We start from the raw sequence: 11,883 nt of genomic DNA, 5'->3' as shown, positions 1-11,883 counted from the left end.
ATCCAAAGCAACCCACCACCCCGCAATTGGACAATTCACACCAGAAACAACCTCTTGTTCTGAGTCCTTTGCATCCAAACTTAAATCGATCGTGGGAGTAAAAAGTGCTGAGTGCTGAGTGCTGGGTGCTGAGTAGAGTTAGGAGTTAGGAGTTAGGAGTTAGGAGTTAGGAATAACAACCAGGCACTCAGCACTCATCACTCAGCACTCAGCACTCTTAATTAAGAGGTTCAATTATTCCTTTTAGACCGTTATTATTAAGAACTCTTAACATTTGTTCGGCGTTGAAACTATTGCTGAATACTCCAACTTGGATAACTCCTTGTCCACGTACAGTTGTACGGAACGCTCCGGGAGCTAGGAAACGAATAATGTCTTCGTCTCGGTTGTTTAATGTTGGTACTATGACGCGATACCTTATACCTGTGGGTGCGCTGGCAATTTGTGTACCATTAGAGGCAATTAAAGAAGATTGATTATAAGGTGTTGGCGCCTGTATGGGTGTTGGCATTTGGATAATGTTGTTTGGCGCTAATAATGATTGATTATTACCAGGCAAAAAGTTTGTTTGACCTATTGTTTGACCTATAGGAGAAACAGTTTGGATAGGCTGTAATGGCTGTATCTGTGCTAGCTGATTTGATACAGGTTCTTGTGCAGCAAATTCTATCGTTTGAGGATTAACCCGGACGTAGTTAATTTGGGGTATACCTGATGATACTGGTTGTAATGGTGTTAACTGGTTGTTTAATGCACTGCCAATTGTATTAATGGGATTAACAGGCGCCGTGGGAGTTAGTTTAGAACGACGATTGTTAATGGGAGTATTATTACGAGCGATATTGCTAGTTGATGGTGTCCTTTGAAGTCGGTTGCTTGGTTGTTCAACGGTTTGGGGAACGCTGGGTGCGCTAAATGTAATCTCGTTACTAGATGCAGTTGATTGGTCATTAGAAACGCTTGGAGCAGTAGCTATGGGTGCGGCGCCGCTAATATCAACTTTACCTGCGATACGGTTACTTGCAATGGTGTTGCCGACGGCAGCAAATAGCTGTTTTGATGCCGAAGCGTTGATGTCATAGCGCGCGTTGCTGCGAAATTGATTTCCACCTGGTTCGGATGCACTACCCAAATCAGGTACAGCTTGGGCAATTACAACTAATCCATCTTCGCGATTACTTTGAATCAAGTTATTACGTAATTTCGGACGGGAAGAAGCTTGTACAATAACTCCTGCCCGGTTGTACTGGATTTGATTGCTAATAATTACTGGTTCGGCGTTTTGAGCAATATTAATACCAAATCCTGTATCTTGAAATATATTTTCTCTGATTTCGGGACGAGCATTCCCTGAAACTGTCAATCCGTTTGCTTTATTTTGATAAAAATAATTTTTGCTAATAACTGGGGTGGCATTACCTGTTATGGATATTCCGTCTTGGGTACTGCCAGCGAAGGTATTCTCACTAATGGTCGGGTTGCTTGACTCGATTAAAATCCCATATCCACGTGGGTTAGGATTCATTACCGTTACCCCAACAATAGATGAAGAGTTGGCGCCGATAATCGTAATGTTTTGTTTACCAAAGGCACGACTCAGGTAATCATCTCCACCTTGGATGACAATTCCTCGTCCTTTGGTTTTCGCATCACCAGTAATTGAAACTCCTGTTTTGAGTATCAAAGGAAATACTTCACCTGAAGCTTGACTGTATGTACCGGGAGCAAGCTGAATCGTGCTATTGGGCGCCGCAACGTGCAAAGCTTGGGTTATTGTCTTGAATGGGGTGCGTTCGCCGCCATTTCCAGTTTTGTCATCTCCGACACTTGGGTTGACAAAGAGGACGTTTACCTGAGAAATTATTTGTTCACCCTGAACTGTTCGCTCTTGTCCTTTAGGGGTTTGGGCAAGGGCAGTGCTAGTAAAAGTGTTAAAGATAGCCGTCAATGCGATAGTAATGCTTAAGCCTAGTAGTAGCACTGATGAACGAAAAATCGAAGTTAACAAGTTTGTATTGAGGAACGAATATGATTTATGACTTCTAGAAGCCAGATTGCTAGGCAGATTACCTAACCGAGAAGATTTTTGAACCGAATAGGGGTTAATCAATTTTTTGCACTCCTTTAACCAACAAGACTTTTTTATACTTTTATTGTCAATATGTCGATTACGTTTTTTACATAGATTTTTTGGGCTTGTCTTTCTAGCTCAGTAATGATACGGAATAAATCACGCTCCAAAAGCATATTGACCGATTGGCTATTTTTGATACAAAGTAAGAAGGTAAGCATAAAGCTTATATTTTTAAGTTTTCTGCCATCTAGTTTTATTAACCTCGTATACGACTGTATAAAGCCAATATGAAACAGGCTGGCTGTTACGATGAAAGCACTAATGGGGTTGTTGTAATGGTCGAGCCATACAGCCAAAAACAGCAGATACAGCAAGTTGTTTACCGCATTTTAGATGCTAATTTAGACCGTGCGCGTGAAGGCTTGCGAATTATAGAGGAATGGTGTCGTTTTGGGTTAAACAATGCCCAAATGACTTCTGAATGCAAGCAGTTACGACAAGAAGTTGCTAGCTGGCATACTGCTGAGTTACGCGCGGCACGCAATACAGAAGGAGATACCGGGACTGAACTTACGCACCCCAACGAAGAAACCCGTTCGGGCATTAAGGCACTTTTACAAGCCAACTTCTGCCGTGTTCAGGAAGCTTTGCGAGTCTTAGAAGAGTATGGCAAGCTAGTTAATTCCAATATGGGAATTGCTTTTAAGCAGATGCGTTATCGAGTTTACACCCTAGAAACGAATTTAATGGGTTATGAGCGGCATCAACTGCTTTTGCACGCGCGTCTTTATCTTGTCACCTCCAAAAGTGAAAACTTAGTTCAAACCGTCGAAGCTGCACTTAAGGGTGGACTGACTTTGGTTCAGTACCGCGACAAAAACGGCGACGATACTGTCCGTCTTGACTTGGCTATTTTATTGCGTGACTTGTGTCGTAGTTATGGCGCCCTTTTTATTATCAATGACCGTGTTGATTTAGCGTTAGCGGTAGATGCTGATGGAGTGCATTTAGGGCAACAAGATATGCCGATTGCAGTCGCGCGTCAGCTACTCGGGCCACAGCGCTTGATAGGTCGTTCTACCACAAACAGAGACGAATTGCAACAGGCTATCGCTGATGGCGCCGATTATATTGGCGTAGGGCCTGTATACGAAACCCCAACCAAAGAAGGAAAACCCGCTGTTGGTTTAGATTACGTACAATATGCAGCCCAGCATAGCACTGTACCCTGGTTTGCAATAGGTGGTATCGATACTAGTAATATTAACGATGTTATCGACGCAGGTGCCAGTCGTATTGCAGTAGTACGAAGTTTAATGCAAGCAGAACAACCAACCTTAGTAACACAGTATTTACTCTCGCAGTTGAACCGCATTCAACCCGAAAGAAAGTCATATGGCTGAAAAAATAGACAAAATAACACTTCAGGTAAACGGCGAACCCCGTACATGTGCGGCGCAAACCCCTTTACCTGACTTACTTCAACAACTAGGCTTTAATCCCCGTCTTGTTGCCGTAGAATATAATGGCGAAATCTTACACAGACAATACTGGCAAACAACACAAATCCAACCTAACGACAACCTAGAAATAGTTACAATCGTCGGAGGAGGCTAACCAGTTGTCAACCCTAAAATCAGATCTAGAAAAATGTAAAAGCCTCCCTCAGTGAAGAGAGAGGCTTTGTTAAGTTTTATGACCACAATGATTATTGATACACTTATTTAGAACATACTCATAATCGTAATAACGCTGACGCTGGTCAACATTACAGCAACACCCATAGCAATTGAAACACCCAACTGGCCTGGTTTTGATGAGTTCATATTCTTAACACCATGAAATTTTAACGTTGTATTAACCATACCAAGTTCCGTATTCTTACATATTAAAAAGACTTAATTCTTAAATAACCTTTACATAACTTCATAAATACAGCCGTGTATACTCTAATGTGATTTTGTCAACCTTCACAAAGGCATAAAAGTGGAATGTAATTGTGGAATGGGCACATTGGTAGTTAAACCCCAAACAAATGGTTGATTTTCTAAACTCTTGTATGCGTAAGTTAGTAACTGCGGCAATCCCTCCATTTGGTGAACTGTGCTATTCTTAGTTTCTATAACCAAAATCCAAAAAGGTGTTATCTCAGTTCTTTTAATTTGCTTATTTAAAGCAAGTATATCCATACGCCCTTTAATCAACTTATCCTCATCTTCTACCAAAATATCGGCAATTTTTTCCTCTAAAAGTATTTTGATGCGAGGAGTGTAAAATCCTGCTAGTCTAAGTAGAGGCGCCAGAAATAAAAATCTAATTTGCCCTTCACTAATTTTTCCTGCTGCATAGTAGCTGCGAAATAAATTTCTAATCTCCTCTAATTCCTGCTGCTCAAATTCAGTTAAAGATTCTAAGTTTAATAAAGACGTAAATGAGCTATTATATTGTTCTTCATAATTTAACAGTGCCCAGACATTTTCTAATGTTAGATTGCTTGCATCAAGGGTAGTAGCCATTTGATAAAACCTTTACTTACCTGTATGGTATAATTGTACATAAAGAAAAATATTTTCCTAGATAATATAATCAATTTTCATAAAAGTAATACAAATGCTTTATTGTTCAATATGTAGGGTGCGTGACGCTACGAAAAAATTTCACTACAAACGATAAAACTTGTAGCGTCACGCACCATATGTAGTTTCAATTAATATATTTCCTAATTCTATACATAATAGTTCTATACCCTCTTGAGTTACATCGGCGCCGTAAAATGTAAATAAAGACCGATTTTCGTATCTTTCTCATAAGCACCCTGTAATTGACTCTATTAGTCTCAAACTTTTATGGTTCTACTTCTAACCATCCACGTAGAGAATAAAAGTACGACATAAAGTAAATTTACCTACACAAATCTTAATGTAATTATAGAAATATCTTGTGGGGTGGGCATTCTTGCCCGCCCTAGATAAATAACAGGCTTTCTATGCCTGTTCCACAAGATTATTAATTTAATTTTTGCAAATTTCTTATGGGTTGAATAATATTGTAGTATTTACAAGGCTTTGTGCTATGCTTTAAAGTTTGAAGCTGGTGGTAAAGACTAAAGTCCTTATTACGATGGGTTGGCTCTTCACAAAAATTTTTCTTTAATTATAATATTTCCCTGTTGCAAATATCACTATAGTTGGTACACTTATACCTTATTGGCTCGCTCAAATAAATTTACACACCATCGCGGTGCCATTAAACAAACACGTTCCTCACACACCTACCCAAGACAAATACCCGCTTATGGTTCACATCAAGCGCGTTGAACTTACAAATTTTAAATCGTTCGGCGGCACAACTTCAGTACCTCTATTAACAGGTTTTACCGTTATATCTGGGCCTAATGGTTCTGGAAAGTCGAACATTCTGGACGCGCTACTGTTTTGCCTTGGTTTGGCAGGTTCTAAGGGGATGCGCGCGGATCGACTTCCTGACTTGGTTAACACAACCCAAGCATCAAAAGGACGTTCGACGGTTGAAGCAAGTGTTACCGTTACCTTTGACCTTTCTGACCATGAACCGGATGCTGTGTTAGATGAGGATTTAACTGTTACGGTTATTGAAGATGACTTAACTGATGAAGAAGAGGAACCCAAGGAAGAAGTCGAAGTTAGCGAAGACGATAAAAACCGTAAAGAAAAAATCCGCGCGAAACCGGGTGAAGATTGGTGTGTGACGCGAAGATTACGTGTTACGCAGCAAGGTACTTATACTTCTAACTATTATATAAATGGTATTTCTTGTACTTTAACTGAGTTGCACGAAGAACTCGAACTGTTACGGGTTCACCCCGAAGGTTATAACGTTGTACTCCAAGGGGACGTTACGAGTATTATTTCTATGAACGCGCGTGAACGTCGGGAAATTATTGACGAGTTAGCTGGTGTCGGAGCATTCGATAGAAAAATTAACCAAGCGAAAAAGACTTTAGAGGAAGTTAAGGAAAAAGAAGATAATTGCCGCATTATTGAGTCGGAGTTAGTAACGCAGTGCGAAAGGTTAGCGCAAGATAAAGCCAAAGCGGAAAGATATCAGAAATTTCGTGTTGAATTTCTGGAAAAGCAAAAGTGGGAAGCTGTATTATCATGGCGAACGCTGCAAAATCAACAAGAGCGCTTACAAACACAAATTCAAGCTGGAGATAAGCAAAGTGTTGAACTTGCTGAACAGTTGACCAGTGTTAATAATCAAATTGCTACGAAAAATATTGAATTAGAACAATTGAACTTACATCTCAAAACTTTGGGTGGTGAAGAGTTATTAGCTGCACAGTCACAACTTGCAAACCAAGAAGCTGAACGAAAACAGCTTACTCGTCAACAGAGTGAGTTACAGTCAGCACAGCAAGAAACTTCGAGAAAGTTACAAAGTACGCAGTTAGAAATTGAGCAGCATAGACAAAATTTACAGCAAATCACCGAAGCGCAAACTGTAGAGCAACAATCTATATTATATTGTCAGCAGCAACGCGCGTTAGTTCAAACAGCTTTAGAAGAATCGCGCGAAACAGCGTCTCAAGTCGCGGAAGCTTCGGAAGCTTGGGTGCAACAGCAAACAGCACTCAACCGTCAAGTAGAAACTTTGCTACAAACTCTCGAACCACAGCGTACAGAACAAGCGCAGTTACGGGAACGTAATTCACAGTTACAAGTACAAATTCAAGAACAAACAGAGTTATTAGAACGTATTGAGCCAGAATTAGCTGAAAAGCAAAGTCAGCTAACTATACTCCAAGCAGAATTTAATAGTTCAAATCAACCAATTCAAGAATTAGCACAAAACCTCAGTGCTACCGAACAGGAATTACAGTTACAGCAGGAAACACAAAAGCGTCTTTTAGCAGAACAGCGAGATAAAACCAGGCAACTTGATAAATTAGAAGCGCAAGCACAAGCACAGCAAGATGCCCAAGGAACAGGCGCCAGTAAGTTAATATTACAATCGGGTTTACCTGGGGTTTGCGGACTTGTTGCTGAGTTAGGACGAGTAGAACCACAGTATCAGCTTGCTTTAGAAATAGCTGCTGGCGCCAGATTGGCAAACATTGTAGTAGAAGATGACTCTGTTGGCGCCGCTGGGATTGAATTACTCAAACAGCGTCGTGCAGGAAGGGCAACTTTTCTACCATTAAATAAAATTCAAGCAGGAAGAACACCTTCTGTAAGTGATTTACGGTATGCAAATGGTTTTATTGATTTAGCGGTTAATTTAGTTGAGACAGAAAACCATTACCGCGATATTTTTGGTTATGTGTTTGGTGGAACGGTTGTTTTTGAAACTTTAAACCAAGCACGCGCGCATCTAGGTAAATATCGTATAGTTACCCTTGATGGGGAATTACTCGAACCTAGTGGTGCGATGACCGGAGGTAGTACTGGACAACGTTCACAATTACGATTTGGGGCGCCGGAAACAGGAGATACCGAAGAAGTAAGATTATTAAAGCAGCGTTTAAATGAAATTGAGCGCGTTTTAGAAAGATGTGGCGAAGCAATATCATCAATGAGCGCACGTGTCAAGCAGTTGTCACAAGAATTAACAGAAAGTCGTCAAGTCAAACGTGAACAACAATTACGGTTAGAACAGCTACAGCGTGAAATTAAAACCTTAACAGCGCAAGTAGAAAGTACAAAATCACAACTCTCACAAAATCAAAACAAATTTACTACTGCTCAATCACGTTTAGAAATACTAGATAGTTCATTACCTGGTCAAGAAGAACAATTAGCACAGTTACGGCAAACCCTAGCAACATTAGAAGCAGAACAAACACCTAGTGAATGGCAACAAGTCCAAGCAGTTATCAAAAATAACGAGCAACAATTGAAACAACGGGAAACCGCACTACGTGAAGCCGAACAGCGTTTAAGTAACCTAGAATCACAATTTACCCGTCTTACCGAACGCATTCAAGAATCAGAAACACGTATAACCCAATACCAACAAGACCAAACCAATCAACAAACCCTACTTTCCACACTCAGCACTCAGCACTCAGCACTCAGCACTTCTATAGAACAAACGCGCGCTAAATTAGCTGAACTAGAAGCAAACTTGGGAGAAGAGAAGAAAAAACGCGATGCGCTGGAAGCAGAACTACGCGCGCATTTATTACGTCAACAGCAAATTGAGTGGGAAGTTCAAAAATTACAGGAGTCCCAACTCGCACGTCGGGAGGAGTTAACCCAAGTTCAAGAGCAGTTGCAAACAATTTCCCAAGATTTACCCAACCCATTACCAGAAGTACCCGTAATGGTAGATTTAGAGGAACTGCAAAAAGAACTCAAAAGTCTTAGCAAGCGAATGCAAGCAATGGAACCAGTCAATATGCTCGCACTCGAACAATACGACCGTACCCAAAACCGTTTACAGGAATTAACGCAAAAACTTGAAACTTTAGAAGGTGAACGTACAGAGCTACTATTTAGAATTGAAAATTTCACTACATTGCGTCAACGCGCGTTCAAAGAATCATTCGATGCTGTAAATGAAAACTTTCAATCAATTTTCGCGACACTCTCAGATGGTGATGGTTATTTACAATTAGATAACCCCGAAGACCCATTTATCAGCGGTTTGAACCTAGTAGCACACCCGAAAGGTAAACCCGTACAGCGTTTAGCTTCGATGTCGGGGGGAGAAAAATCCCTAACAGCATTAAGCTTTATTTTCGCCCTCCAAAAGTACCGTCCATCACCTTTTTATGCTTTTGATGAAGTAGATATGTTTTTAGATGGGGCAAATGTAGAACGATTAGCTAAAATGGTTAAACAACAGGCGCAATCTGCACAATTTATAGTTGTTAGTTTACGGCGCCCAATGATAGAATCAGCCGAACGCACAATCGGCGTGACTCAAGCGAGAGGAGCTTATACTCAAGTTTTGGGAATCAAGCTCAAATCCGAACATACATCGGCTTGAGTTTTTGTTAATAATAGTGTATAGATTAACCGGATTCGAGATTCAGGACTCGGTATTAGAATGACCTCAGAACAAACTATTAGACGCTCGGATATTTTAAACACACAGGTAGTCACTGGCGACGCTAGGCGACTCGGTATTATTAGTCAGGTATGGGTAGACGTTGACCAACGTGAGGTTGTGGCATTTAGCCTACGAGACAGCCTGATTTCCGTTTCCGGTGTGCCACGCTACATGTACTTAGATACCGTCAGAAAAATCGCTGACGTCATCTTAGTAGACAACGAAGATGCTATCGAAGATATTGATGTCGATGCTTTTAGCAACCTAGTAAATTGGGAAGTTATCACCGAAACTGGTGAAGCTTTAGGTCGAGTACGTGGCTTTAAATTTGACACCGCAAACGGCAAGCTTTTAACAATAGTTATTGCAGCAGTTGGACTACCCCAACTTCCTGAACAAGTACTTAGTACTTATGAATTGTCGATAGATGAAATTGTCAGCACAGGTCCTAACCGTTTAATTGTATTTGAAGGCGCCGAAGAACGTCTCACACAATTATCTGTAGGTTTACTCGAACGTTTGGGTATTGGTCGGGCGCCTTGGGATCGAAGCGGTGAAGATGAATACTACGCTCAACCTCGTGTAGTTGCTCCCGGAAACCAACTTCCCAGCGGTGTACCACTCGAACAGCCAATAGCAAAAGTTCGCGTTCCCGAACGAGTTGAAGAACCAGCTTGGGACGAAGACGACTACGAACCGGCGCCATCACCAAAACGTAAAGTCATGGAAGCGCGCGCGTCGTATGAACCAGCACCCCGCTATGATGAAGACGACGAAGACGACAACTGGAGTGAAGCTACAGGTAGAGATAAATACGAAAAATCAGCAAAGTTAGAACCTCCAAAACCAGTTAACGACTACATAGACGAAGACTTAGAACGCGACGCTTGGGACGACGAGGCGCCAACCCCTCTAAATATTCCCGAAAAAGTCAAGCAAAAACAACCCGAATACGAAGAATAACCTCTTGTAGAACAGGCATAGAAAGCCTGTTCTTTAATTTTTTGGGATTTTTTTGGACGCTAGAGGACTAACATTCCACAAGATAATTTAAATTTCCTATGGCATACTGATTCTTAGGTGCCATTGGCTTATTTATCAGTATTTTTGTACGTATAAGTGACTTGAGTTTAGTATAGCAAATCTCAGTTTTATAAGGTATGAGCATAATACCCGAAACGCTGTAGAGACGCGATTAATCGCGTCTCTACATGTACCGCATGAAAATAGAATCCGCTATATTCTAAAATTAATGCAATTTAAGTATGTTTTCTGTAAAGTATTTCAAAAAACATTACTTAGTTCGCTTAATAATTCTCTATCAATAGGCGCCGTACCCAGAATATCGTGTTTTAAGTCACCCCATTTTTTCCCAGAGCGTATTTTGTGCAAGCTCAGAATTTCTGCGGCACGAGGGTTTACTATAATTTGCGGTGGCGACAGTTGTCCTAAAAGTCTGGCATGGTGATACTGGGGAGACTGTTGCAACAATATATCTAATTTTTCAGCAAGTTCCGACGTATCTGTATTTGTTGTATCGAGTAAAAGGATATACCTAGCTGTTGGAAAGTGTGTAGGTATGAAACTTTTAAAGCTGGTTTTAGCTAGGGGTAAATTATCAAGTACTTGACGGACGAACTCGGAGTGTAGCTTTTCCCCAACTAAATCACTTATTTCCTGTGTGCGTCCTATAAACTCAAGACAGGGTGTCGCGTGGTAGAAGTGGGTAACACGAACTCGGTCTTTAATACGGTAACGGCATAACCCACCTTTCTGAGAAATAATAATTTCATATATTTCTCCTTTTTGGAGTTCGTGCAGAAGGTGTATATTACCTTTTTCGTCTTCAAACTCAAAAAATACCTCATCCAACATTGGTACACATCCATTTGCTGGTATAAGGGGAATAGTCATTGGCGCCTCAGTTGCCAAAAGTCCTTTACCCTGTACTAATACACCTGGGAAAAGTTTTCGTAACATTTGGGCGCCATCTGCAGCGTTCGCACTATCCCAACACGAAATTAGTTTTAGCTGGCGCCAGAGTTTATGATATTCAGGCGCCATTAATAGTAAATTGTAGCGTTCGGCTGATATTTTATTCTTTAACTCAGATGCTAGCTGTATATGATGAGAGTTTATATAATCGAGAATAACTTTGAGAAAACTAGGACTCCATATCGAGATAATTTCCAGGTTTTGGGCAAGTAATAGCGCTTGAGAAAGCTTGTGTTTAAATTCTAAGGGGTTTTGTATACGCTGTATTCCAGGTGGCGATACTAAAAAAGGACTGAGAATAGTGCGTAACCAACCATCAAGATATTCTGAGTCATCTTGTAAAGTTGTAACGTCTGTTGGTTTAGTTAACTGTGGTGATATGCAAAAATAAATTTTGCCAGTTGAGAATTTGGGTCCATTAACAATCAAATCATGTACACATACACAGAACATATGGTTGAACGAATGACGCAAAGATTTTGTGTAAGGTATCAATTTTGCCGCACTGCGACTTCCTGATGTTTTTTCGTAAAAAATAATTGGTTCAGGAGTAAGTTTATTTATCCAGCTTTCGATATCTTGGTACTCAACAATAGGTATTTGGCGCCAGTGTGTAATATTTAATGATTTTCCATATTCACTTTGAGTAAAACGTTGGAAAAGCTCTTTTTGGAGATTTTTTTGAGCAAGTTCGGGGTTTTTCAGCGCACGGTAAAATCTATTTGCAGCAGGGGCACAGAGTTGACCAAACAATTGTATAAATATATGCATAAGTTAAA

At 40.6% G+C, this 11,883-nt stretch carries 7 protein-coding genes; 4 read left to right on the top strand and 3 right to left on the bottom strand.

All coding sequences use genetic code 11. The features are described 5' to 3' along the window. Window positions 1–217: 217 nt before the first annotated feature. Window positions 218–2,110, bottom strand: coding sequence for a DUF1565 domain-containing protein (locus tag AC2JBO_RS23975; protein ID WP_496956141.1), 1,893 nt, complete (start codon window positions 2,108–2,110; stop codon window positions 218–220). A gap of 251 nt (window positions 2,111–2,361) precedes the next feature. On the opposite strand from AC2JBO_RS23975, the gene AC2JBO_RS23970 reads away from it, so the two are divergent. Further along, complete coding sequence (locus tag AC2JBO_RS23970) at window positions 2,362–3,477, top strand: thiamine phosphate synthase (RefSeq protein WP_496956140.1); 1,116 nt, start codon at window positions 2,362–2,364, stop codon at window positions 3,475–3,477. Next, window positions 3,470–3,691: a sulfur carrier protein ThiS gene (gene thiS / locus AC2JBO_RS23965; protein WP_496956139.1), complete on the top strand. Its 222-nt coding sequence runs from the start codon at window positions 3,470–3,472 to the stop codon at window positions 3,689–3,691. The genes AC2JBO_RS23970 and thiS overlap by 8 nt, the downstream gene beginning before the upstream one ends. 353 nt (window positions 3,692–4,044) lie before the next feature. Here the strand turns inward: thiS and AC2JBO_RS23960 are convergent, their stop codons facing one another. Then, the gene (locus AC2JBO_RS23960) at window positions 4,045–4,590 is read right to left on the bottom strand and encodes a restriction endonuclease subunit R (protein ID WP_496956138.1); all 546 of its coding nucleotides are present in this window, start codon (window positions 4,588–4,590) and stop codon (window positions 4,045–4,047) included. Window positions 4,591–5,368: 778 nt separating this feature from the next. On the opposite strand from AC2JBO_RS23960, the gene smc reads away from it, so the two are divergent. Together smc and AC2JBO_RS23950 are read left to right on the top strand one after the other, a co-directional pair. After that, window positions 5,369–9,046 (top strand): chromosome segregation protein SMC, encoded by a 3,678-nt coding sequence (gene smc / locus AC2JBO_RS23955; protein WP_496956137.1) that lies wholly within the window; start codon window positions 5,369–5,371, stop codon window positions 9,044–9,046. A 60-nt stretch (window positions 9,047–9,106) separates the two neighbouring features. Further along, the gene (locus AC2JBO_RS23950; protein WP_496956136.1) at window positions 9,107–10,072 is read left to right on the top strand and encodes a PRC-barrel domain-containing protein; all 966 of its coding nucleotides are present in this window, start codon (window positions 9,107–9,109) and stop codon (window positions 10,070–10,072) included. 321 nt (window positions 10,073–10,393) lie between these two features. On the opposite strand, the gene AC2JBO_RS23945 is transcribed toward AC2JBO_RS23950, so the two are convergent. After that, complete coding sequence (locus AC2JBO_RS23945; protein ID WP_496956135.1) at window positions 10,394–11,875, bottom strand: GH3 family acyl-acid amido synthetase; 1,482 nt, start codon at window positions 11,873–11,875, stop codon at window positions 10,394–10,396. Window positions 11,876–11,883: the final 8 nt, after the last annotated feature.

This window comes from Calothrix sp. CBUCES-K 9914, assembly GCF_059640475.1.
Note: the sequence above shows the minus strand (reverse complement) of the source record. Positions and strands in the feature narration are given on the sequence as shown.